This is a genomic window from Dyadobacter flavalbus (assembly GCF_006149045.1).
In the GTDB taxonomy this organism is placed as follows: domain Bacteria; phylum Bacteroidota; class Bacteroidia; order Cytophagales; family Spirosomataceae; genus Dyadobacter; species Dyadobacter flavalbus.
In genome coordinates this window covers 36586-59272 of the sequence record NZ_VBSN01000027.1, presented here as the reverse complement: position 1 = coordinate 59272, position 22687 = coordinate 36586, and the positions used below count along the sequence as shown (strand labels likewise).

Here is a 22687-nt window from a genome sequence, read left to right as displayed (position 1 = left end):
ATTTTTGTCAAGAAACTTTGCGCCTCTGACGACACATAAAGTTATGGTCCCTGTTTTGGGAATTTAAATAAAGTTATCAAAAGGATTCTGAATGGCGTTACCCGATCAGCTTAAAAAGGCAATTATCCAGATGCCTGCCAAAGAAAAGGATAAACTGTTGCTAAGGCTAATTACCAAGGACAAAACATTAACGGACAGGCTGCATTTCGAGCTTATTGAAGACAGTGCAACCATTTCCGAGCGCCGCGAAGAAATTATGGGCCGCATTGTAAGAACGTCCAATTTCAACCAGAATACGCCGGGCTGGATTTTGATGGATTTGCGGAACCTGAGCGGCGATATTTCCTATCATGTGAAAGTTACAAAGGACAAAATCGGTGGTATCGAACTTAACCTGTTCCTGCTGAACACATTCCTGGAAAAATATCCGGATATTCTCAGAACGTATTCTTCCCGTGCAGACACCTGCGCTTTGTATATTGCAAAAAAAGCCCAGACCATCCTGAACGGTCTGAACAGGCTGGATGAAGATTACCGCGTGGATTATATAAAAGATACAAACCGGATGCTTAAAATGGTATTCAGCCTTTGTTCAAAAACGTACGCAAAACAACTGGAACTGCCGCAGGAACTGGAAGAATGATCCTGCCGACTTACTGACGAAACGCCCGCTATGGAAAAAACCGCATTACTGATTATTGACGCGCAGTTTGATTTTTGTGATCCCAAAGGTTCCTTATACGTGCCCGGAGCGGAAGAAGATGTCAGGCGCATTGCGCAGCTGATTGCGCTGGAAGGAAAAAACATAGACGCCATTTTTGTAACGCTCGACACGCATAAGGTGCTGGATATTGCGCATCCGCTTTTCTGGGAAGACCGGAACGGAAATACGGTCGCTCCTTTTACGCTGATTACTTCACAGGCCGTAAAAGACGGTAAATGGATTCCGCGCTTTCACAAAGAGTATGTTGTCAAATACCTGGAAACGCTTGAAAGCGAAGGCGAATTCAAACATTTTATCTGGCCGGAACATTGCCTCATCGGATCGCGCGGAAATGCACTGGATGACACCATTATGAGCGCTATCCTGGCCTGGACGCACAGCACCGGAAGAGAATACAGGGCAATATCCAAAGGAACCAATCCGTTAACAGAGCATTTCGGTATTTTTCGCGCGCAGGTTCCTGTTGAAAATGCGCCGGAAACAGAACTTGACCGTAATTTGCTGAACGAACTGGCAGGTTTTGATCGGATACTCGTCGCCGGCGAAGCACGTTCGCATTGTGTGGCAACGAGCATTAGCCAGCTTATGAAATATGCACCGGAACTTGCTCCCAAAATAAAGATTCTTTCGGATTGCATGTCGGACGTAACCAACTGGGGTCATCTGGCCGATGCTATTTTTGAAAAAGCCGGAGAAATGGGAATGACTTTTGTAAAAGCAAATCATATAAAACTGTAACATTTGCGCATTACACTGTTCCCTTCTTACATAGACAAACTAAATAACTTAACTTTTGGTTAGTATAAAGATCGGCACAATGACAAATTTGTGCCGGATTTTATTTCATTTTCTCCTATGATGCATTTACCTGTACCACGGATTGAGGCTTCTCAGTTCAATGATCTGGATCCGAGACAGTACATTCTGATTAAAGGTGCCCGCGTTAATAATCTTAAAAATATTGATGTAGCCATTCCGCGCAACAAGCTGGTGGTGATTACGGGCCTTTCCGGTTCCGGCAAATCTTCGCTTGCTTTCGACACGCTGTTTGCAGAAGGCCAGCGCATGTATGTGGAAAGTCTGAGCAGCTATGCACGCCAGTTTCTGGGAAGAATGGAGAAACCCGAAGTGGAGTATATAAAAGGCATTTCTCCGGCCATTGCCATTGAGCAGAAGGTAAATACCCGCAATCCGCGCTCGACAGTCGGGACTTCTACTGAAATTTACGATTATCTGAAATTGCTTTTTGCACGTATCGGCCAGACTTACTCGCCTGTTTCCGGTGAACTGGTGAAAAAAGATTCGGTTACTGACGTTGTAAATTATTTGCTGCAACAGGAAGAAGGTACGCGCGTCATGATACTGGCGCCGCTTCTGATCCGCTACGGACGGTCGCAGCGTGAGGAACTGACCATTTTGCTTTCAAAAGGGTATACGCGTATTATCCTCAACGATGAAGTTGTCGCCATTGAAGACACTCTTGAAAATCCCGATCAATATTCGCAATCCGGAAACCGCATCTTTATTCTAATTGACCGTGCCGGTATAAAGCACGACGACGAGGATACGCAGTACCGCCTTTCCGATTCGGTGCAAACCGCTTTCTTTGAAGGTGAAGGTTTGTGCATTGTCCAGATTGTCAATGGTGTTACAAAGACTTTTTCCGATAAGTTCGAACTGGACGGAATCACGTTTGAAGAGCCGACTGTAAATCTTTTCAGCTTCAATAACCCTTACGGTGCCTGTAAAAGGTGCGAAGGATTTGGAAAAGTACTGGGAATTGATCCGGACCTTATTTTTCCTGATAAAAACCTTTCCGTTTACGAAGGAGCCATCGCGCCGTGGCGTACCGAAAAAATGAACGAATGGCTTGTGCCGCTTGTCCGCAACGGCGTAAAGTTTGATTTTCCGATTCATCGGCCTTACAAAGACCTTACGCCTGCCCAGAAAGAATTGCTCTGGACGGGAAATCAATATTTTCAGGGTATCAATGCTTTTATAGCAGAGCTTGAATCCCAAACGTATAAAATCCAGTACCGCGTGATGCTTTCGCGTTTCCGCGGACGTACAACTTGCCCCGATTGCCGCGGATCACGCCTTCGCAAGGATGCATCTTATGTAAAAGTCGGAAATGCTTCCATTACGGATCTGGTACTGATGCCGATCCGGGATGTTTCCACATTCTTCAAAAACCTGGAACTTGGTGAGCATGACCGCGATGTTGCCAGACGCGTCCTGACCGAAATTGAAAACCGGCTGGATTATATGATCCGTGTCGGACTGGGTTATTTAACTTTAAACCGACTGACGAATTCATTGTCCGGCGGCGAGTTTCAGCGGATCAAACTGGCGACTTCGCTTGGAAGTGCGCTTGTTGGCTCCATGTACATTCTGGATGAACCCAGTATCGGACTTCATCCGCGGGATACGCAAAGGCTGGTCGGCGTACTTCAGTCTTTACGCGATCTGGGAAATACCGTCATAGTTGTGGAGCACGAAGAAGAAGTCATGCATGCCGCAGACCAGATTATCGACATCGGCCCCGAAGCAGGAACCGGCGGCGGCCATGTTGTTTTTCAGGGAAACTGGGAAGATATTTCAGAGCTGAAAAATTCGGATTACATCAACAACGATGATTCGGATGTAAAATCGCATACACTCGATTTCCTGCTTGGAAACGATACGATTTCTGTTCCGGCAATAAGAAGAAAATCATTGCATTTCCTTGAAATCAAAGGCGCAAGGGAAAATAACCTTAAAGAACTGAATGTAAAAATCCCGCTTAATGCGCTGACGGTTGTAACCGGCGTAAGCGGCTCGGGAAAATCGACACTGATCCGGAAAATCCTTTACCCGGCCTTGATGCGCCTGAAAGGTGAATTCAGCGAGGAAGTCGGTCGGTTTGATGATCTTTCCGGCGATCTTGACCGCATTGAAGCCGTTGAAATGATTGACCAGAATCCGATCGGCAAATCGTCCCGTTCCAATCCCGTTACTTACATCAAAGCATATGACTATATCCGTCAGATGATGGCGGATCTTCCGCTTGCAAAAGCCAGAGGTTACAAACCGTCCCATTTTTCTTTCAATGTGGATGGCGGCCGGTGCGAAATATGCCAGGGCGAAGGACAGGTGAAAATTGAAATGCAGTTTATGGCTGACATTTATCTTACTTGCGAAGGCTGCAACGGAAAAAGGTTCAAGCAGGAAATTCAGGAAATCCGGTACCAGGAAAAAGACGTTGCCGAAATTCTGGATATGACTGTGGACGATGCCATTGAATTTTTTCAGGCAAAAGAACCCAAACTGGCGGAAAAACTGATGCCGCTTCAGGAAGTAGGGCTGGGTTATGTAAGGCTCGGACAATCGTCCAATACGTTGTCGGGCGGAGAAGCGCAGCGTGTAAAACTGGCTTCATTTCTGGGAAAAGGTTCTTCCAATAAAGGCAAAATGCTCTTTATTTTCGATGAGCCGACAACCGGACTTCATTTTCACGATATCAAAAAGCTGCTGAAAGCAATTAATGCGCTTGTGGAACAGGGCGATACCGTCATTATTATCGAGCATAACATGGAAATCATCAAAAATGCGGACTGGATTCTGGATCTCGGACCCGAAGGCGGCGATGGCGGCGGTTACCTTACTTTTGCCGGAACACCGGAAGAAATGCTGAAACTGGAAAATAATTACACGGCTGCGTTTTTGAAAGACAAGATTTGAAAAGCTGTTAGCTTTTAGCTGCTAGCTGTCAGGAAAATAGATATTTAGTAAAGAGAATTTATCAAAATATGATTTCCTGATTGTTTTATAGCTAAAAGCCAATGGCTAACGGCCAATGGCTAAAAGCTTACAGCCAACCGCATTTTTAGAGTAAAGAAAATAAGTACAGGACTTATTCCATCTGAACTAACCATCCGCAATGTATGAAGTTATATAAAACAGAAAACGGCATTCTGCTTGAAAAAGAAGACATTTTTTACCGTTTGCATGAACAAGACTGGGATTTGGTGGTTAACAGAGACAACCTGTTTGATTGGCTGGAAATACAGATTGAAAGTCTGATTCCGCTCACTTTTACAAACGATATTCCCATGCCGGAAATTCTTGCGCCAATCGGTTCGCAGGAAGTATGGGCATCCGGTGTTACTTATTTCAGAAGCCGTACTGCCCGGATGGAAGAATCGGAAATGGCCGGCGGCGCCAGTTTTTACGACAAGGTATATGAAGCCGAACGTCCTGAGCTTTTTTTCAAATCAGCAGCCTGGCGAGTTGTAGGCAACCATGGAACAGTACGCATACGCCGGGATTCTTCGTGGAACGTCCCGGAGCCGGAACTTACATTGTTTGCTTCGGAATCCGGTACGCTTGTGGGTTATACAATCGGTAACGACATGAGTTCCAGAAGCATTGAAGGCGAAAATCCGTTGTACCTTCCGCAAGCCAAGTCATATACCGGCAGTGCAGCCCTCGGGCCTTGCCTGTACGTACCGGAATATGCGTTGTCCGGCGATACCGTTATTGATTTGTCGATTGTCCGCGAAGGCGAAGAGGTTTTTAACGGCGAGGTTACTTTGTCACAAATGAAAAGAAAGCCGGAAGGATTGCTGCAATATCTCTACCGCGAAATGTCTTTTCCGCACGGCTGTTATCTGATGACCGGAACCGGAATTATTCCTCCGAATGACTTTACATTACACAAAGGCGACATTGTGCATATCAGCATTGAGCCGATCGGCACGCTGACAAACATAGTAGGATAATAAAAGAAAAGCTGTAACGGTTCATTCCGTTACAGCTTTTCTTTTGATGATGGAAGTATTGCGTTTACGAATTCGCAAGCTTTGATGAGCCGACAAAAGTGCAGATTGTACTGCGTATCATAGCAACAAGCCTGGATACAAATGTTTGGTCATAATTTTCTTTTTCCTCTTCAATAAAAAATGACGCAGGACCGGCTTCCAGAATTCTGTCATTGAGCGTGATCTGATCTGAAACGCTGCTGAAAGAAGATGCAATGGTTTGCTGCTTTATGGTTGCTGCCGGCAACTTTGCATGAAATTTTGACGCTTTTGCCTTTTTGGCAATGATTCTTTCATTCGGGCTGCTGCATTCTTTTCCGGACTGCAGTTTTTTGTGCGCTACAAACATATTATGCGAGTAACCGGAGGCTCCAGCCTGAAAGCTGAAAAGAACAAGAAGTATAAATATTTTTATCGTTTTCATGGCTGTATGTTTCATTGTTTCAGAAAATTCCGGTTAGAATTTGATGTAACTCATTGACAGTACAAATATATATGTTTAAATAGGTATCTTGCAATACATAGTACCTTGTTTTTAACAATTTTTTCGAAAATTTTTTAGAAACAAGGCGAGGTACCTCTTTTTTAACAGATGTAAAACTAAATGGAAACGTTGCAGCATGCCAGACAAAAAAGATGAAACGTCTATTTTACTTCCTGAAATGTAAAGGTTTAGGGATAAAACAAAAAAGCCGTCAGCAATGGCCGACAGCTTTTTTGTTTTACTAACTATTTTAGTTTATTTCTCTCTGAAGAAAATGGTAATCGGAACACCCGAGAAATCGAAGTTTTCCCGCATTCGGTTTTCCAGATAACGCAAGTACGGTTCTTTCACATGCTTCGGGTTGCTGCTGAAAAACACGAATGTCGGCGAAGGCGTAGGAAGCTGTATCATATATTTGATATTGATATATTTTCCCCGGTTTGCCGGCGGCGGATATTTCTCGATTTCCGCCTGCATGACTTCATTCAGCTTCGAAGTAGATATTTTTTTGGTTTTGTTTTTGTAAACCTCCATTGCCTTTTCCATCACCTGATGAATACGCTGTTTTTCCACAACGGATGCAAAGATAATCGGCATGTAGTTCATCGGAGCCAGCCTTTCCAGCAATGCTTTCTTGTAAGCGTCGGCCGTTTTGGAATCCTTTTCGATAAGATCCCATTTATTCACCATGATTACAATTCCCTTTTTAGCTTTATCCGCCTGACCAATAATGTTAAGGTCTTGACCTTCAAGCCCCAAAGTTGCATCCAGCAGAATGATACAAACATCCGATTCTTCCATTGCTTTTACAGAACGCAGCGTTGAGTAAAACTCAATGTCTTCTTTTACCCTCGATTTTCTGCGGATTCCCGCTGTGTCCGTCAGGATAAATTCCATTCCGAAAGCATTGTAATGCGTATGGATGGCGTCACGTGTTGTACCCGCAATATCCGTAACGATGCTTCTGTCCGTTCCGGTAAGAACATTCAGGAACGACGATTTTCCAACGTTCGGACGGCCCATGATCGCAATGCGCGGAATTCCTTCTTCAGGATTTTCAACGCCGGCCGTTTCAAAATGCTTGATGACCTCATCCAGCAATTCGCCTGTTCCAAAGCCGGTTTGCGCCGAAACAGCATAAATCTGATCGCCGATTCCCAGTTCGTAAAATTCCGCCGCCGATTGATAACGTTCGGTCGTTTCCGCCTTGTTGGCAACCAGATAAACCGGCTTGTTGTAGCGCCTGAGCACATTTGCAAAGTCTTTGTCCAGGTCCGTAAGCCCTGTCATGGTGTCCACCATAAACAAAACGACCGTTGATTCTTCAATCGCCAGCTCGACCTGTTCCCTGATTGCGCCTTCAAATATATCTTCCGAGCCTACCACGTAGCCGCCGGTGTCAATTACTGTAAAATATTGGTCTGTCCATTCCCCATAACCGTAATGCCGGTCGCGGGTTACGCCGCTCTGATTGTCCATAATGGCTTTACGGCTTTCCGTAAGGCGATTGAATAATGTGGATTTGCCCACATTCGGACGACCAACGATTGATATTATATTTGCCATTTTATTACCTGATAATATGATCCAAACGGTTTGATGATTTTTTACCGCTTTTCATTCTGATTATTTAATTATTCCTCATATCCAAACTGACGAAGCTTGTTTTCCTTGCTTCTCCAGTCCGGTTCTACTTTTACATGTTGTTCAAGAAACACTTTTTTACCAAAAAATTCTTCCAGATCCTGTCTGGCCTGAATTCCGATTTTTTTCAGCATTTCCCCTTTTTCTCCGATAATGATCCCTTTCTGGCTTTTTCTTTCCACAAGAATTTCGGCGCGGATCACAATAATGTCATCCCTTTCCTTGAATTCTGTGATTACAACTTCGGAACTGTATGGAATTTCCTGGCGGTAATTGAGAAAGATCTTTTCCCGGATCATTTCAGAAGCAAAGAAACGCTCAGGCTTGTCGGTTAGTTCATCTTCATCAAAATAGGGCGGATGAAACGGCAAACGCGTAATAACGGCATCAAACAAAGTAGCAATATTGGCATTGTGCAAAGCAGAAATAGGCACAATTGCAGCAGGCTGGATTTGCTTGTCCCACTCTTCTATCTTTGCTTTTACCTGTTCATCATTGGAAAGGTCTATTTTGTTTAAAACCAGAATGACCGGCGCATCCGCACGCTGCAATAACGGCAACACTTCATGATCAGCGGCCTTCTCTCCTATTTCAGCGACAAACAAAACTACGTCGGCGTCTTCCAGCGAACCTTTTACGAAGGTCATCATCGAATCGTGGAGCTTGTACGAAGGCTTTATGACACCGGGCGTATCCGAGTACACAAGCTGAAAAGGAATCCCTTCGTGTTTTCCGTTCAGGATTCCCATGATCCTGTGTCTTGTAGTCTGTGCCTTGGCCGTAATGATCGACATCCTTTCGCCCACCAGAACATTCATCAAGGTGGATTTTCCAACGTTCGGCTTGCCTATGATGCTGACAAATCCTGCACGATGACTCCGAAGGGGAATATTTGTTTCCTGTTTTTCTTCCATAAAGTTGCTTTTTTCTGTTCAGGAAATGAGTGGCTGAAAATTATTTTCCGCTTGATCCTGAGCGGCAAACCTTTTTAATCCAGCTTTTTCAAAAATTGTATCTTCCTGATAATTATGCAAATCTACGGCTTTCCGTTCATCAAATTGCAATTTGCGGGCACTTCCGAAAATATCCGGCAGAAATTTTTTGTTAAAATCTTTTGCAAAAAGTTATTGTATTAAAATAGTTTTCCTATATTTGCACTCCAATTCAACGCCGCGGGATGGAGCAGTTGGTAGCTCGTTGGGCTCATAACCCAAAGGTCGCTGGTTCGAGTCCAGCTCCCGCTACTACAAAAGGTCACTAATTCAGATTAGTGGCCTTTTTTCTTTTACGGTAATTTTTTCTGCAAAAGCCGCTGTCCTGTTCAGGCATGATTTTGATTAAATAATTTCCTTCGAAAATTCATTTGCTTTCAAGAAGATTTATCATTCAGAAATATGCTGTTCCCGATTTGCAGTCTGCGTTTTGTTACCATTTGCTTTGTATTGTTTTTATACACTCTGTTCACTGCTTCCGGACAAGATACGGACAAGCAATTTGAGAGAAAAGTTATTGTCAAAGGCCTGAGCGATCCGTGGAATATTATTTACGGCCCTGACGATCAATTGTGGATCAATGAAGCCAAAGGGTATCGCGTGCTGAAAGTAAATCCGGCCGATGGAAAAACGGATGTGCTGCTCGACCTTAATTCCGCAAAAACCTTTCCCAGATACGACACGCTGAACGATTCCAAAGACGGCAAAAAACCCTGGCCGCAGGGCGGACTGATGGGCATGGCGCTGCACCCTGCATTGCTGAGTGGAAAACCTTATGTTTATCTGGCTTATGTATATGATTTTGAGGGCAAGGAAAGTGCAGGTGACGGGCATGATCCCAAAGACGGAGGATTTCACTTTAAAACCAAAATCGTTCGTTATACTTACGAAAAAGACAGCAACAAGCTGCATGATGCTTTAACGATCTGCGATTCCATTTCCGGCAGCAATGATCATAACGGCGGCAGACTTGTCATTTCTGCCGTGGATGGAAAAGAATATTTATTTTATTCCATCGGTGACTTGGGCGCTGGACAGTTTACCAATGCGGGAAGAGCAAACCATGCGCAGGATTTGCGGTATTATGAAGGCAAAATCCTGCGGTTTAATACAGAGCCGGATCAAAACGGACAAACGGCAGACCAGTGGATTCCGAAAGACAATCCTTTTAATTCAGGTTTGCGCAATGCCGTGTGGAGTCTCGGGCACCGAAACCCGCAGGGGCTTGCTACCATGACGATCAGTGGAAAAGAAATCCTTTATTCCTCCGAGCACGGACCTTTTTCGGACGATGAAATCAATATTATTAAAAAAGGCAGGAATTACGGCCATCCTTTGGTTATCGGCTATGCGGATGGAAATTACAACGGACTTGCAGCCGGCGTTACCGAAAAGGACAGCCTGCCGGGAATCTGGAACACGGCTTATCCGCTGATCGAAAATGAACAGCTGAATGCCAAAAAGCTGAAAAACTATGAAGATCCTGTAAAAAGCTTTAATGCAACGGAAAACAGCAAATTGAAAGAAGTACTGAAAGCAAGCCGTTCAGGCGGTGAAAAAAAGGCAGAATGGCAATCCATTGCACCTTCCGGAATTGCTGCTTATACTTCGAATCTCATTCCAGAATGGAAAAATTCGCTGCTGATTACTTCCCTCAAACAAGGCAAACTGATCCGCCTGAAACTGAATGCAGCCGGCGACAAGGTTACGAATGAAAAGGAATACTTCAAAGCGCCAGTCCGTTACCGTGACGTAGCTGTTTCAAAAGACGGCAAAAGGATTTATCTGGTTACGGACAACTCTGAAGTTACATCCGGGCCTACGCAGGAAAAACCCAAGGACATTTCGGATCAGGGTGCGATTATCGAATTTACGTACGTTCCTTAAACTGTCAAGTTACAGAAGCGGAATCCTTTTCCGGCGTATTCGGGAAAAGGTATTTGGTCACAACCAGAAAAAATGTTGTTATGTTAACCGTCGCCGTCGTTATCAAGGTAATAATGACGGTATCGGACAAGCTGAATTTGAAATGAATGTATTTGACGCCTGTACGCAGCAGCGGATCCAGAAAATTATAGCAGTAAATTTCTCCAAGGCCGTTCAGCCAGACGATAATGACAACGGTAATCAGCCAGATTGAAACCATCCAGAAGATGTATTCTGCGTACTTTTTTCTTTCCCGGATGTTTTGAGAAAGTCCTTCAAGACTTACTTGCTGGAGTAAAGTAAGGAAGGTTTTTTCACTGATATCCTGCTCAGTGGATTCAGGCGATGCGGAAGTTACCCAGTTTCTGAGGGTATTTCTGTCAATTGGATTTGAAGTATTAGCCTGCGGTTGATCGGATTTGCTGCTCAAAGTAGTTTTTAATCAAGTTGTCATCAATTACGCCGTTCTCGCCAATATTCCTGTAAGTAATCGCCCAGGGTGAATCGGGCGAATGCGACCAGTTTGAAAGGGTTATGGCATCAACGTCTTTTGTAATTTCCCAGGTATTGTCAATGGCTTCAATTGCTGATTCAGAAAGTTCGGAAAAATATTCAAGCGGCTTCGAATTGACCAGAATGGAAGTTTTTTCGATAATCGGAGCATTGCCCCATTGTTTGTATAACTGATAAATGGTCGGAACAACCGGGCCGAACTTCCATGCCAGGAATTTTTCTCTGATCAGCGGATTCCCGTTATTAATGGCCAGATGAAGACCATGGGCAAAAAACACCATTTTCTGTAACTTCATCTGCGTTACAGGATTATTTTCCTTTATACCCAAATTCACAAACTGTCCGGCAATGAGTACGGATGAATACATAACTGAATCTTAAATCAAAAAATATTTTATTACATGCAATGTACACAGTATCAACAGAAACTAAACAATTGTACAACCAAAAAGTTTACACCCTGTCTGACCGGCCCGTTTGTTTGCATATAAGTAAAATTATAAAAACTGAAGAAAAGTTGTACCAAACTTGATTGTAACCATTCCGCCGTATTCCACGCTGTTAAATTGATCTGCTCCTTTGGTCCGTACGCTCAGAAATGGCGTAACACCAATCTTTACGTTGGAATTATCCGAAAGCAAGGGATAAAAGAAAACCCAGCTTTCAAGCCTCAGCCGGTTGAGGTTACCAAAAGGATTATCGGAATCATTCTTTCCCGTAAAATCATAATATACGGCCGGTGAATAACTGAAGCTGCCTTTTCCCGGATAAATCTGCAGGGAAAACGCCGGAGAAAACAGCGAAGCAACGCCGGGCGGATCAATGATCATATCCGAAACGGTAACAACGCCATTGCTGTTTGCCGGATTTACAACGCCCGTTTCGCCGGCAGCCGTCCAGTCATGCGCGTAACGTAGCCGGAACTGCGGTGAAAGCTGCGCGGCGCCCGAAGAACCCGCTGAGAAAAAGCCGACATATTTCAGTTCCAGATCGTAAGATGTTTTGCCTGATTTCTGCTGACTTTCCGTATTTCCCAACGGATAGTATTTAAAGCCGGTGTACCCGTATTCTATTTGCCCTCCGAAAGAATGCCTGGAAATACTGCCCGATTCCTGCGTGTTGTCTTTTGTAAACTGAACGGCCATAATCGCCCTCCATTCCGAAGTAAACCGGTCAATCTGAAGAAGATTTTGTGCCTCATCCGTCAGCGGAAGCCGGATGGATGGCCTCAGCATAAAGGTTTTCCCTTTTTCCGGCTTCTGCCAGTTCAGCTCCGGCCCGGCCTCAATTAAGCCATTTTTGATTGATGTCGTTCCGTTAATATACGGTAGTAACCTGAATTTTGCTTCCTGTGCAAAACTTATAAGCGGGAACAGGAAAACAAGACTAAAGAAGAATTTCTGTTTCATAATAACCTCCCTGTAATTTCAGCGTAAGACTTTGATCGTCTGCCGTTCCCGGCAGATCAAGGCCGATTGTAAAAGATGCATTGTCAATACCGATTACCCTGACTTTAATTCTGACCTGCGCATCCGGAATCTGGCCGGCCCAGGTTCTTTTGTCCGTTCCGTCAGCCTGGATTACTTTGACGCCGTTAATGAAAGCATAGAACAACGTTATGCCGCCGCTCACCGGTTCAAGCGTCAGTGTAAAGTTGCGCGTTGGTTCGGCTGCAAGTAATACGGATTTTTTTCCTGCCATAAGGTTAATTATTTCTGCTTTGTGATTCAGAACAGCTGCAAATTATTACTAAGATAGGAAAAAGGCCGCTTATGAATATTACTCCTTTTCCATTTTGGTTTAAAATGTATTTTTAAAATGGAATTTAAATTTTGTCATATTTTAAATTTTTTCCCTACCTTTGCAAGCCCAAATTACGGGTAGACAGAGATTTATAGCGCAATAATTTGATAATGAGATGAAACGTACCTTTCAACCATCGAATCGCAAGAGGAGAAACAAGCACGGATTCCGTGAAAGAATGTCCACTGCAAACGGGCGTAAAGTAGTTGCCGGCCGTCGCAAGAAAGGCCGTTGGAAACTAACGGTATCAGACGAAAAACGTCATAAGCAATAATCAAAGGCTTGAAAGTTGAGTAGAGGACGTCAGTCTTTCATATGTCTGCCAGGTTCGGTATTCTAAAACTTGGCAGACACTTTTTTCTTCTACAGGAACTTGAAACAAACATTTGGTAAAAATGAACGCTTATGCAGCCACCGTGTAATCGGGCGGCTTTTTAAGAGAGGTAGTTCGGAGGTCCATACGTTCTACCTTTTTCCTTTTAGGGTACTGTATATTTATGATCCGCAGGCCCCTCCTCTTCCTCAGGTTTTATTTTCTGTTTCCAAAAAACAGTTTAAAAAAGCCGTTGACCGTAACCTGATCCGCCGCCGCTGCAAGGAATCTTACCGGCTCAACAAAGAATCACTGCTTACATTCCCCACGGAATCAAGACCTTCCTACATTGCTTTTTTGTATCTTGCAAAAGAAATAACTTCTTACGACGTTATTGAAACGGCTATGAAGCAAATGCTCAAACGACTTGAAAAGTTGCCTCCCGCCATTCAGAAAAATCAATCCAATTCCTGAACATAGATGAAAAAGTATCTTCGCTCTTTCTGGCTGGCAATTCCTGTAGTTGCAGGCCTGGCTTTTGTTTCTTTCCGGCAGGATGACCGTTTATTTGAAATAGCGCGTAATCTCGATATTTATGCTACGCTGTTCAAAGAACTGAATGCCTATTACGTGGACGAGATCAATCCAAACCAGCTGATTAAAACCAGTATTGACGATATGCTCCGTTCGCTTGATCCTTATACTGTTTATTACGCCGAAGATGATATTGAGGATTACATGACGATGACAACCGGAAAATACAACGGCATCGGTGCAATCGTCAGTTCTTCCGATAAAAAGCATACGGTCATGATGGTTTATGAAGATACGCCCGCACAGAAAGCCGGATTGCAGCTCGGTGATGAAATTACCAAAATCAACGGCATTGATCTTTCGACAAGAGAAGATTTTGATACAGGAAAATTGCTGAAAGGTCAGACCCAGACCGGCGTTACACTGACCGTAAAGCGTTATGGAATTCCAAAACCGCTGGAAATTTCGCTGAATCGGGATATTGTCAAAGTTACAAACGTTCCTTATTACGGCATGATCAGTGAAGATGTCGGTTATATTGACCTGAAAGATTTTACCGCAACGGCTTCACGTGAAGTCCGTAATGCATTCCAAGAGCTGAAAGGTAAAGGAATGAAACATGTTATACTCGACCTGCGCGATAATCCGGGCGGGTTACTGAACATGGCTATTGAAATTTCAAATATATTCATTCCGAAAGGCCAGGAAATTGTTTCTACAAAAGGAAAAGTGAGCGAATGGAACAAAACGTACACGGCTTACAATCCGGCTCTCGACACAGAAATTCCGGTTGTCGTACTCACCAATAACCGGAGCGCTTCTGCAGCGGAAATCGTTTCAGGCGTTATTCAGGATTATGACCGCGGCGTGCTGATCGGACAAAGAACGTATGGAAAAGGGCTTGTGCAGACCACGCGCGATCTTTCTTTCAATACCAAAATGAAAATCACAACGGCCAAATATTACATTCCAAGCGGAAGATGTATTCAGGCTATTGATTACAGCCACCGGAACGATGATGGCAGCGTTGGGAAAATTGCCGACTCGTTGATGACGGAGTTCAAAACAACAAACGGCCGGTCTGTTTTTGACGGCGGCGGTATTTTGCCGGATATCCTTACCGAAAAAGAAACCTATTCGCCGCTGGCCACATCTTTGGGCCGCAACCGCCTTTTCTTTGATTATGCAGTAAAATATCATTTTGAACATCCGACGATCAAGCCGGCAAAGGAATTTCATTTGTCCGATGCGGATTATACGGCTTTTGTAAAATGGCTGGGCGACAAGGAATACGATTACACTACGCAGGTAGAACGCGATATGAATGACCTTGAAGCTTCTGCAAAGAAAGAAAAGTCTTTTGAAGTTATTGAAGATCAGCTCAAAGCATTGAAGTCCAAGCTTTCGCACAGCAAAGACAACGATCTTCAGATTTTCAAGCCGGAGATCAAAAAAGTGCTTGAAGAAGAGGTCATCAAGCATTATTATCTGGAAAAAGGCATGCGGGAAGCTTCTTTCAATGAAGATCCGGAAGTCAAAGCTGCGCTTGCATTGTTCAAAGATCCGGCCCGTTATAATCAAATTCTCAAAAAGAAATAGTCTTGGCCCGTCTGCAAAGGCGGGCTTCTTTTTTTATGCTCTTACTCAGTATCGATACTTCTATCCGCGGCTGTTCCGTGGCTGTTCTTGGAAATTCAGGATTGTTGGCGAGTTATGATCTCAACACGGACAAGTCGTCTTCAGCCATGCTCACAACGCTTGTTAAAAGTGCCGTTGAACACAGCGGTTACGATTTGGCGGATCTGGATGCAGTCGCCATCGCTAAAGGTCCGGGTTCCTATACAGGCTTGCGCGTTGGCGTTTCCACGGCAAAAGGCCTTTGTTATGCACTGGACAAGCCTTTGATTGCCATTAACACGTTGCAAGCCATGTCTTTGCAAGTCGAATCTTTTCATCCAGGACATTTGCTTTGCCCGATGATCGATGCGCGCCGGATGGAAGTTTATGCAGCCGTATTTGACGATCAGAATGCATTTGTATGGCCAACGCAGGCTGTTATTATGAACAATGAATCTTTTCAGGATTTGTTAACAGATCATAAAATAGTGTTTTTTGGCGATGGCGCTGCCAAATGCAAGCCGCTGTTGCTGGAACATCCGAATGCTGTTCTTCCGGAAATGGAAATCCGGCCTTCTGCAATTACCGTCGGGAAATTGGCTGTTCAGGCTTTTGAAACTAATCAGTTTGAAGATGTGGCTGCGTTTGAACCGTATTATCTGAAAGATTTCATGTCGCCTCCGCCCAAAAAGGCAAGCCTTACAGTCTAACTCTGAATTTCTGTATTCGGGAAACAAACAAACTCTTCTTTTTTCGTGTTACTGATTTACTAATTTGTAGCTAAAATGGAAACTCAGGAAATTGTAAACCGCGTTGCCGTCAGTGGCATTGTTTCACTGGATCTGGAAGAACTGTATCATCCGGGCGAACGCATTCTTTATGATATAAAAGATAATCTGTGGCAGGGAATGATCCTGCGGGAAAAAGATTTCCGCGAATTTCTGAAATCACATGACTGGGCTCAGTATCAGGGAAAAAATGTGGCCATCATCTGTTCAGAAGATGCTATTGTGCCAACCTGGGCGTATATGCTGCTTGCCGTTCAGCTGGAACCTTACGCCAATGCCGTTGTTTTCGGCGATCTGGATGCGCTGGAAAGCAAATTATTTGCAGATGCAATCCATAAACTGAACCCCGAGGAATTTGCAGGAAAACGCGTGGTTGTAAAAGGATGCAGCAAAGTTTCTGTTCCTGTTTCCGCATATGTTGAAATCAGCACTTTGCTGAAACCGGTTGTCCAGAGCCTGATGTTCGGCGAGCCATGCAGTACCGTTCCGATCTACAAAAAGCCCAAATCCTCTGCTTCTTCTTCCACTGACTGATTTTCTACTGTCTTGAACAGCCTGAAAGTCATTCGGTGATAAGAACAAGGCCCGTGCAGGCTCAGTGCTTTTCGGTGGTGAATGGTCGGATAACCGACGTTGGTTTCCCAGCCATAATGCGGAAACTGATTGGCAAGACTGCACATAAGCTCGTCGCGGTAATTCTTGGCCAATACCGAAGCTGCCGCAATGGAAAGGTAATGCGCATCGCCTTTGATAATGCAGGTATGCGGAATCAGCGGATAGGGCGTAAAACGATTCCCATCAACAAGCAAATGTTCCGGTTTCATATGCAGTTTGTCAACAGCGCGGTGCATGGCCAGAAAGCTGGCTTTCAGGATGTTGGTCTTGTCTATTTCAAAATTATCGACTTCTGCAACGGCATAGGAAAGTGCTTCACGGATTATCTCTTTTTCAAGCTCGATGCGCTGCAATTTTGTAAGTTGCTTGGAATCATTCAGATAGGAATGTGAGTAATCTTTTGGTAAAATTACTGCTGCTGCCACAACCGGCCCGGCCAGGCAGCCGCGGCCCACTTCATCCAGTCCGGCTTCGATGACATCCCTGTTATAGTAAGCTTTCAGCATCAGTCTTCCAGAATATTCGTCATAAATGTACTTTTTGTTCCCAGCGCCACTAAAAGGAACAATACCGCCCAGTAAAGATAAACCCTGTAAAAATCGCTGATATCGCGGGATACAACGTTTCTGGCTTTCACTTTTTCGAGCTGGTCAATTTGTTTAAACACCGTTTCAAGTGCCGTATTATCCGTTGCCCTGAAATATTTTCCGTTTCCCAGGCCGGCAATATTTTTCAGTTCACTTTCATCAACGAATGCGCTTGAAATATTCGTACTGTCCTGCCGCGTTGCTTTTTTAGGCCGCCCGACCGAGATGGTATAAACTTTCACACCAAATGCATTGGCCAGCTGCGCCGAGGTTGCCGGGCCGAGGTTGCCGGAAGTATTGTCCCCGTCGCTGATCAGAATGGCTACTTTGCTTTCGCCTTGCGTATCTCTCATCCGGTTTACAGCCACCGCCAGCGCGCTTCCGATGGCCGTTCCGGCGGTCGGGATCATGTCCGGTCTGATCTCGTCCAGAAAACCGTACAATAATTCATAGTCCGTTGTAAGCGGACAAAGCGAAACGGCTTCGCCTGCAAAAATGATGAGTCCGATCCGATCCTGAAGACGACCTTTTATAAACTGCCTTGCAACGGTTTTTGCAGCTTCCAGCCGGTTCGGGCTCAGGTCCTTTTCCATCATAGAGTCCGAAATATCCAGCAGCAGCATAATATCGATTCCTTCCGAATACTGGTCTGTACGCTCTGAAATGATCTGCGGGCGGGCCAGGCAAACGAGAATCAGACTGATAGCCAATGCAACACAAACCGGCTGGATCAAACGCAAAAGTGTAAGCCAGTCCCTGAAACCTTTTACCGGATTATAAGTGATAACCAGTTTCTGCTTGTGTTTCCGGTATAATGCATCGCGCAGCCAGAAAAGCAGAGGAACAAACGGCAGCAGGTACAAAAAGTAAGGATAAACCCATTCAAAGGAATTCAGAACATCATACCGGAACCATCTCAATGAATACCATTCTTCCATAAAAAACTATATTACCGGGCTGTCAAGGATAAACCTTCTTTTATTCTGATAAATCCGCGTTGCTCCGGCTTTGAGAACCTCGAGATACGTATGCATATTTTTGGAAATAACCTGACCGTAAATAATGCCGTCCATATTTTTCAGTGCTTCCGCAAGTGCATCGTCGGGCATATTGTCAACGATTTCACGCGTTGTATACGTTGCAAAAGGCTTTTTTTCCAGTCTTTCAAGATAATTTTTCCAGACGATGATGGCCTTTTCAGCATCTTTGATGTTATTTTTCTCACGTGCATTGCGCATCAGCCTGTTGAATGAACGCAGATATTCCAGATGCCGGCGCTGCAATTTTATGAGCTGCCACTGCTTGTAGATATCCTGCCCGAAAACCCAGTAAATGCTTCCGATAAATCCGATGATCAGGGCTACGCTTCCGATAAGCACCGAAAAGTTGAACTGGCTGCTGAGCGGCAACAAGCCTGTTTCGGCCACAAGAACCGGCTTCTCCGTTTTCTCAAATACATTGCTTCTGATCAGAAAAAGGGAATCCGGCTCGGTAAATACAGCCGTACAATCTTTTTTATTGAAAATATACACCGGCATCCGCAGCGACTGTACATTGGAAACATCAAATGAAACCAGATGATAAACCGCGCTGTCCAGCGTACCTTTTTCATTGGTACTGGAAACAAAACTCGTCTTTGATATAATTTCAAAAGGAGAAAAATTATAGGAAGTATCCGGAAAAAAAACTTCGGTATCGGGCTTGTGACGTATGCTCAGCGAAAAATAAACGGGCTTTCCTACTTCCACGCTGTCGGTCAGGAAAATTCCTGACGGCTTCTGGCCGTAGCTGGCAAGCTGCAAGAAAAGAAGCAAAATAAGGATCCGGCAAATTGTCTGATTCTGCCCCGTCAAAAACCATTTCCGGATTACCGTTTTCAAATAAACCCGGAATGCTGGAAATTTCTTTATAACCATTGAATAACTATTGTGCAGCATTTTTGGTATAACGCCTCACCTTGAATAAATGGATAAGCGCAGGGACATAATCTTCCTGCGTGTTGATGGAAATATAATCGGCGCGGTTCTGGTGGCAGAGTTTCTGAAGTTCCGCGCTTCTCTTGCCAAACCGGCTCGCCATTTCCTGACGGTATTGCCGGGAAGAAGTATTTACCCAGACCGTACTTTGCCTTTCTGCGTCATAAAGCGGAATGATGCCCAGTCCCGGCAAATTTACTTCACGCGTATCGTACAAATGAATGACAATCAGGTCATGTTTACGCGCAAGCGCTTTCAGGTTATGCTGATAATCATTGTCGATAAAATCCGAGATGAGGAAAATAAGGCTGCGGCGTTTCAGAACGTTCAGTGCAACCAGAATGGCTTCTGCAATATTGGTCCTTGTTGATTCCGGAACGAGTTTATACAATTCAGAAATGACGCTGTAACCATGTTTCATGCCGTCGGAAGGCCGGATATAACGTTCATTGCGGTCGGAAAAACACAACAGGCCTACTCTGGAAGCTTCCTGAATGGCCGACAGCGTCAGAACGCCGCAGATTTCCTTGGCAATGTCGATTTTAAGTCTTTTCAGTTCACCGACCTGCTGCGATGCGCTTACGTCCAGCATGAAAAAGGCAGTTTGTTCCTTGTCTTCCTTAAATATTTTTATGAACGTTCCGTGTCCTTTTGCAGAAGTATTCCAGTCAATAGCCCGGACGTCATCGCCATACTGATACAGCCGCAGATCATCAAATTCAAGCCCTGATCCTTTAAAGACAGAATGAAAGTTACCGTGACGTTCGCTGGTCACCGCTTTCCGCATACGTATTTCGTACTTTCTGAGTTTTCCCAGGAACTGTTCAAACATAAGTTTTGCAAAAAAATTATCACCTTTGTCATCCGGTGCATCTAAACAAAGATAGGCATTTTGAGAGTTATGAAGTCTCCGACCATGAATTTCACAAACAGATTAATCCTTTTTCTGATCACCGGCATGCTGCTTTCCGGCTGTGTCGATGATGAAAAGCCGCCGAAAAATACACTTTCGGAAGAACAGATGGCTGCTATCCTTACAGATATTCACCTGGCCGAGTCCAGGGTAAACCGTTTACAGCTAAGATCGCTGGATTCGTCTATCATGATTTTCAACAAGCTGAAAAGCGATATCTGGAAAAAACACAACGTGGACACCGTTGCTTACCGGAACAGCTATTCATATTATATGACGCATCCGCAGCAGATGACACGCATTTATGAAAAAGTAAACAAGAAAATTACGATCCGCGAGAAAAGTAATAATATCAAGCTTTAAACAGTTATTAATTCCCTATACCACACATTAACATCAAAATCCAACCTGTTGTGAACAAAAGCATTGTAGTAATCCCTACCTACAACGAAATTGAAAATATTGAAGCGATTATACGTAAAGTATTAAGCTTGAATTACCCGTTTGATGTACTGATTATCGACGACGGCTCTCCGGACGGCACCGCTGCCGTTGTGAAAGGATTACTTAAGGAATTTGAAGGATCCTTGCATCTGGTGGAAAGAAAAGGCAAGCTGGGCCTGGGAACCGCATACATTCACGGATTCAAATGGGCACTGGAACGGGGATATGAATATATATTTGAAATGGATGCCGACTTCTCGCATCCGCCGGAAGATCTGATGCGCCTGCATGATGCCTGCGCCCTTGGCGGTCATGACGTTGCAATCGGATCGCGTTATATTACGGGCGTGAATGTCGTGAACTGGCCGATTAACCGCGTTCTGATGTCTTATTTTGCTGGGTATTATGTAAGAATGATCACCGGCATGCGCATCATGGACCCGACGGCGGGTTTTATCTGCTATACGAGCAAGGTTTTAAGAACAATCAATCTGGACAACATCCGGTTTATAGGTTATGCTTTCCAGATTGAGATGAAATTCAATTCATGGAAGTACGGCTTCAACATTGTGGAAGTTCCCATTATTTTCACAGACCGTACAAAAGGAGCTTCCAAAATGTCGCGCGGAATCTTTAAAGAGGCAATTTTCGGCGTTATCAGTCTGAAAATCGAAAGTTTGTTCAAACGTTACATTCCTTAAAAACCAAGTTCGGAAACAGCCAGCCAGCTCATTAATCCGGTTGAAATTTCCAGTGCGCTTTCGTCAATGTCAAAAGTGGGCGTATGTACGCCGGAAATAATTCCTCTGGCTTCATTACGCGTTCCAAGTCTGTAAAAGCAGGAATCCACAACCTGAGAGTAAAAAGCAAAATCTTCCCCGGCCATCCAGAGATCAAGGTCAATCACATTTTCGGCACCCATGTATTCCGTCGCTGCCGTTCGGATGCGTTGGGTAAGTGCCGGATGGTTTTTCAGAAAAGGATAACCTCTTACAATATCAAATACACAGCTGCCGCCCATGGATTCCGCAATTCCCTCGGCCAGTTTTTTCATTTTCCGCAGGCCGTCTTCACGCCATTCTTCATCCATGCAGCGCCACGTTCCCTGAATGGTTACTTCATTGGGAATGACGTTGGTAACGCCGTCGGCAATAAAGCGTCCGAATGAAAGAACCGCCGGATTGGCCGGATTGCGGTTGCGGCTGATGATCTGCTGCAATGCCACAATGATATGCGAAGCCATCAGAACAGGATCGACAAGCTGATGCGGCGCTGCCGCATGTCCGCCTTTTCCTTTAACGGTAAGATACAGTTCGTCCGTACTCGCCATGTACATGCCTTCGCGGAAGCCGATTTTACCAACCGGAATGTTGGGTGCAACATGCTGTCCGATCATACTGGCAGGCTTCGGGTTTTCCAGAACGCCTTCCTTGATCATCAGCGAAGCGCCGCCCGGGGCTTTTTCCTCGGCCGGCTGAAAAACAAGCTTTACCGTTCCTTCAAATTCATCTTTAAGCAAGTTTAATATTCTTGCCGTTCCAAGCAATGACGAAGTATGCACGTCGTGCCCGCAGGCATGCATAACACCCGGAACAGTGGATTTATAAGGCACATCGTTGGCTTCCAGAATAGGCAGCGCATCCATGTCCGCGCGCAGGGCTATAATTCTTTTTTCCGGGTTCCGGCCTTCTATGAGCGTGACAACTCCGGTTCCGGCAACGCCTTCATGCGGCTGCAAACCCATTGCAGTAAGTTCTTTGGCAACATATACAGCCGTTTTGAATTCCTCAAAAGATAATTCCGGATTGCTGTGCAGGTGACGGCGGTGCGCAATGATATCCTGCGCCTGATCTTTTGCAATGGCTTTTATTTTTTCCTGAAGCTGTGGCATACTGAATAAAATCTTTTCTGACAGAATGGCGATTCAAACAAATCGTTACCAAAGGTAATAAGAAATAAAATGGCGTTTTGCAGCTTGCATTTCACGACAGGTGCTTTTTCCTTTTGGTAACAAG

The 22687-nt window shown here is 44.6% G+C and carries 24 protein-coding genes and 1 tRNA gene; 13 read left to right on the top strand and 12 right to left on the bottom strand.

From position 1 onward, the window contains the following. The first annotated feature begins 91 nt into the window (after positions 1 to 91). From FEM33_RS05470 to FEM33_RS05455, 4 genes are all read left to right on the top strand, one after another. A complete protein-coding gene (locus FEM33_RS05470; RefSeq protein ID WP_139011084.1) occupies positions 92 to 643 on the top strand; it encodes a hypothetical protein in 552 nt (183 codons plus the stop codon). 30 nt (positions 644 to 673) lie between these two features. Continuing rightward, the gene (locus tag FEM33_RS05465; protein ID WP_139011083.1) at positions 674 to 1462 is read left to right on the top strand and encodes a cysteine hydrolase family protein; all 789 of its coding nucleotides are present in this window, start codon (positions 674 to 676) and stop codon (positions 1460 to 1462) included. A gap of 117 nt (positions 1463 to 1579) precedes the next feature. After that, complete coding sequence (uvrA, locus tag FEM33_RS05460) at positions 1580 to 4444, top strand: excinuclease ABC subunit UvrA (protein ID WP_139011082.1); 2865 nt, start codon at positions 1580 to 1582, stop codon at positions 4442 to 4444. Positions 4445 to 4647: 203 nt separating this feature from the next. Beyond that, the gene (locus tag FEM33_RS05455; protein ID WP_139011081.1) at positions 4648 to 5484 is read left to right on the top strand and encodes a fumarylacetoacetate hydrolase family protein; all 837 of its coding nucleotides are present in this window, start codon (positions 4648 to 4650) and stop codon (positions 5482 to 5484) included. A gap of 64 nt (positions 5485 to 5548) precedes the next feature. Here the strand turns inward: FEM33_RS05455 and FEM33_RS05450 are convergent, their stop codons facing one another. The 3 genes from FEM33_RS05450 to era all read right to left on the bottom strand — a co-directional run bounded on the left by FEM33_RS05450 (position 5549) and on the right by era (position 8565). Further along, the gene (locus FEM33_RS05450) at positions 5549 to 5947 is read right to left on the bottom strand and encodes a hypothetical protein (protein WP_139011080.1); all 399 of its coding nucleotides are present in this window, start codon (positions 5945 to 5947) and stop codon (positions 5549 to 5551) included. Positions 5948 to 6262: 315 nt separating this feature from the next. Beyond that, positions 6263 to 7573 (bottom strand): ribosome biogenesis GTPase Der, encoded by a 1311-nt coding sequence (gene der / locus FEM33_RS05445; RefSeq protein ID WP_139011079.1) that lies wholly within the window; start codon positions 7571 to 7573, stop codon positions 6263 to 6265. A gap of 68 nt (positions 7574 to 7641) precedes the next feature. Further along, complete coding sequence (gene era / locus FEM33_RS05440) at positions 7642 to 8565, bottom strand: GTPase Era (RefSeq protein ID WP_139011078.1); 924 nt, start codon at positions 8563 to 8565, stop codon at positions 7642 to 7644. A gap of 257 nt (positions 8566 to 8822) precedes the next feature. Between era and FEM33_RS05435 the strand changes: the two genes are divergently transcribed. Both FEM33_RS05435 and FEM33_RS05430 read left to right on the top strand, forming a co-directional pair. Beyond that, a tRNA-Met gene (locus FEM33_RS05435) sits at positions 8823 to 8895 on the top strand. Positions 8896 to 9093: 198 nt separating this feature from the next. Beyond that, on the top strand, positions 9094 to 10530 hold the full coding sequence (locus tag FEM33_RS05430) for a PQQ-dependent sugar dehydrogenase (RefSeq protein ID WP_161597073.1): 1437 nt from the start codon (positions 9094 to 9096) through the stop codon (positions 10528 to 10530). Between the two features lie 4 nt (positions 10531 to 10534). Here the strand turns inward: FEM33_RS05430 and FEM33_RS05425 are convergent, their stop codons facing one another. The 4 genes from FEM33_RS05425 to FEM33_RS05410 form a co-directional block, all read right to left on the bottom strand. Beyond that, positions 10535 to 10999, bottom strand: coding sequence for a hypothetical protein (locus FEM33_RS05425; RefSeq protein WP_139011076.1), 465 nt, complete (start codon positions 10997 to 10999; stop codon positions 10535 to 10537). Then, positions 10968 to 11450: a Panacea domain-containing protein gene (locus tag FEM33_RS05420; protein WP_139011075.1), complete on the bottom strand. Its 483-nt coding sequence runs from the start codon at positions 11448 to 11450 to the stop codon at positions 10968 to 10970. The genes FEM33_RS05425 and FEM33_RS05420 overlap by 32 nt, the downstream gene beginning before the upstream one ends. 129 nt (positions 11451 to 11579) lie before the next feature. Beyond that, positions 11580 to 12491 carry a hypothetical protein gene (locus FEM33_RS05415; protein ID WP_139011074.1) on the bottom strand — a complete coding sequence of 304 codons (912 nt, stop codon included), beginning with the start codon at positions 12489 to 12491 and terminating at the stop codon, positions 11580 to 11582. After that, on the bottom strand, positions 12469 to 12783 hold the full coding sequence (locus tag FEM33_RS05410; RefSeq protein WP_139011073.1) for a hypothetical protein: 315 nt from the start codon (positions 12781 to 12783) through the stop codon (positions 12469 to 12471). Before FEM33_RS05410 ends, FEM33_RS05415 begins: the two co-directional genes overlap by 23 nt. 217 nt (positions 12784 to 13000) lie before the next feature. Between FEM33_RS05410 and rpmH the strand changes: the two genes are divergently transcribed. The 5 genes from rpmH (at position 13001) to FEM33_RS05385 (ending at position 16671) form a co-directional block, all read left to right on the top strand. After that, entirely contained in the window at positions 13001 to 13159 is a 159-nt protein-coding gene (gene rpmH / locus FEM33_RS05405) for a 50S ribosomal protein L34 (RefSeq protein WP_015813300.1), read from the top strand. A 99-nt stretch (positions 13160 to 13258) separates the two neighbouring features. After that, positions 13259 to 13672: a ribonuclease P protein component gene (rnpA, locus tag FEM33_RS05400; RefSeq protein ID WP_139011072.1), complete on the top strand. Its 414-nt coding sequence runs from the start codon at positions 13259 to 13261 to the stop codon at positions 13670 to 13672. A 6-nt stretch (positions 13673 to 13678) separates the two neighbouring features. Next, the gene (locus tag FEM33_RS05395; protein ID WP_139011071.1) at positions 13679 to 15331 is read left to right on the top strand and encodes a S41 family peptidase; all 1653 of its coding nucleotides are present in this window, start codon (positions 13679 to 13681) and stop codon (positions 15329 to 15331) included. Positions 15332 to 15366: 35 nt separating this feature from the next. Further along, a complete protein-coding gene (gene tsaB / locus FEM33_RS05390) occupies positions 15367 to 16059 on the top strand; it encodes a tRNA (adenosine(37)-N6)-threonylcarbamoyltransferase complex dimerization subunit type 1 TsaB (protein ID WP_139011070.1) in 693 nt (230 codons plus the stop codon). Between the two features lie 75 nt (positions 16060 to 16134). Further along, positions 16135 to 16671, top strand: a complete 537-nt coding sequence (locus FEM33_RS05385) for a DUF2480 family protein (RefSeq protein WP_139011069.1) — start codon at positions 16135 to 16137, stop codon at positions 16669 to 16671. On the opposite strand, the gene rnhB is transcribed toward FEM33_RS05385, so the two are convergent. From rnhB to FEM33_RS05365, 4 genes are all read right to left on the bottom strand, one after another. Further along, entirely contained in the window at positions 16629 to 17258 is a 630-nt protein-coding gene (gene rnhB / locus FEM33_RS05380; RefSeq protein ID WP_139011068.1) for a ribonuclease HII, read from the bottom strand. The two genes, FEM33_RS05385 and rnhB, sit on opposite strands and share 43 nt — an antisense overlap. Next, the gene (locus FEM33_RS05375; protein WP_139011067.1) at positions 17258 to 18277 is read right to left on the bottom strand and encodes a VWA domain-containing protein; all 1020 of its coding nucleotides are present in this window, start codon (positions 18275 to 18277) and stop codon (positions 17258 to 17260) included. Before FEM33_RS05375 ends, rnhB begins: the two co-directional genes overlap by 1 nt. 6 nt (positions 18278 to 18283) lie before the next feature. Continuing rightward, complete coding sequence (locus tag FEM33_RS05370; RefSeq protein ID WP_229214105.1) at positions 18284 to 19153, bottom strand: hypothetical protein; 870 nt, start codon at positions 19151 to 19153, stop codon at positions 18284 to 18286. A gap of 109 nt (positions 19154 to 19262) precedes the next feature. Next, positions 19263 to 20147: a DUF58 domain-containing protein gene (locus tag FEM33_RS05365; protein ID WP_138283860.1), complete on the bottom strand. Its 885-nt coding sequence runs from the start codon at positions 20145 to 20147 to the stop codon at positions 19263 to 19265. Positions 20148 to 20231: 84 nt separating this feature from the next. Here FEM33_RS05365 and FEM33_RS05360 point away from each other — a divergent pair, with 84 nt between their 5' ends. Next, positions 20232 to 20591, top strand: a complete 360-nt coding sequence (locus FEM33_RS05360) for a DUF4296 domain-containing protein (protein WP_139011784.1) — start codon at positions 20232 to 20234, stop codon at positions 20589 to 20591. A 50-nt stretch (positions 20592 to 20641) separates the two neighbouring features. Continuing rightward, positions 20642 to 21373 (top strand): polyprenol monophosphomannose synthase, encoded by a 732-nt coding sequence (locus tag FEM33_RS05355; protein ID WP_139011066.1) that lies wholly within the window; start codon positions 20642 to 20644, stop codon positions 21371 to 21373. On the opposite strand, the gene FEM33_RS05350 is transcribed toward FEM33_RS05355, so the two are convergent. Continuing rightward, positions 21370 to 22563, bottom strand: a complete 1194-nt coding sequence (locus FEM33_RS05350; protein WP_139011065.1) for a M20 metallopeptidase family protein — start codon at positions 22561 to 22563, stop codon at positions 21370 to 21372. The genes FEM33_RS05355 and FEM33_RS05350 overlap by 4 nt on opposite strands. Positions 22564 to 22687: the final 124 nt, after the last annotated feature.

Excerpts from the sequence above, each read along its gene's own strand:
- FEM33_RS05470 (WP_139011084.1), top strand. The coding sequence starts at position 92 with ATGGCGTTACCCGATCAGCTTAAAAAGGCAATTATCCAGATGCCTGCC.
- FEM33_RS05465 (WP_139011083.1), top strand. The coding sequence starts at position 674 with ATGGAAAAAACCGCATTACTGATTATTGACGCGCAGTTTGATTTTTGT.
- uvrA (WP_139011082.1), top strand. The coding sequence starts at position 1,580 with ATGATGCATTTACCTGTACCACGGATTGAGGCTTCTCAGTTCAATGAT.
- FEM33_RS05455 (WP_139011081.1), top strand. The coding sequence starts at position 4,648 with ATGAAGTTATATAAAACAGAAAACGGCATTCTGCTTGAAAAAGAAGAC.
- FEM33_RS05450 (WP_139011080.1), bottom strand. The coding sequence starts at position 5,947 with ATGAAAACGATAAAAATATTTATACTTCTTGTTCTTTTCAGCTTTCAG.
- der (WP_139011079.1), bottom strand. The coding sequence starts at position 7,573 with ATGGCAAATATAATATCAATCGTTGGTCGTCCGAATGTGGGCAAATCC.
- era (WP_139011078.1), bottom strand. The coding sequence starts at position 8,565 with ATGGAAGAAAAACAGGAAACAAATATTCCCCTTCGGAGTCATCGTGCA.
- FEM33_RS05420 (WP_139011075.1), bottom strand. The coding sequence starts at position 11,450 with ATGTATTCATCCGTACTCATTGCCGGACAGTTTGTGAATTTGGGTATA.
- FEM33_RS05415 (WP_139011074.1), bottom strand. The coding sequence starts at position 12,491 with ATGAAACAGAAATTCTTCTTTAGTCTTGTTTTCCTGTTCCCGCTTATA.
- FEM33_RS05410 (WP_139011073.1), bottom strand. The coding sequence starts at position 12,783 with ATGGCAGGAAAAAAATCCGTATTACTTGCAGCCGAACCAACGCGCAAC.
- rpmH (WP_015813300.1), top strand. The coding sequence starts at position 13,001 with ATGAAACGTACCTTTCAACCATCGAATCGCAAGAGGAGAAACAAGCAC.
- FEM33_RS05395 (WP_139011071.1), top strand. The coding sequence starts at position 13,679 with ATGAAAAAGTATCTTCGCTCTTTCTGGCTGGCAATTCCTGTAGTTGCA.
- tsaB (WP_139011070.1), top strand. The coding sequence starts at position 15,367 with ATGCTCTTACTCAGTATCGATACTTCTATCCGCGGCTGTTCCGTGGCT.
- FEM33_RS05385 (WP_139011069.1), top strand. The coding sequence starts at position 16,135 with ATGGAAACTCAGGAAATTGTAAACCGCGTTGCCGTCAGTGGCATTGTT.
- rnhB (WP_139011068.1), bottom strand. The coding sequence starts at position 17,258 with ATGCTGAAAGCTTACTATAACAGGGATGTCATCGAAGCCGGACTGGAT.
- FEM33_RS05375 (WP_139011067.1), bottom strand. The coding sequence starts at position 18,277 with ATGGAAGAATGGTATTCATTGAGATGGTTCCGGTATGATGTTCTGAAT.
- FEM33_RS05365 (WP_138283860.1), bottom strand. The coding sequence starts at position 20,147 with ATGTTTGAACAGTTCCTGGGAAAACTCAGAAAGTACGAAATACGTATG.
- FEM33_RS05360 (WP_139011784.1), top strand. The coding sequence starts at position 20,232 with ATGAATTTCACAAACAGATTAATCCTTTTTCTGATCACCGGCATGCTG.
- FEM33_RS05350 (WP_139011065.1), bottom strand. The coding sequence starts at position 22,563 with ATGCCACAGCTTCAGGAAAAAATAAAAGCCATTGCAAAAGATCAGGCG.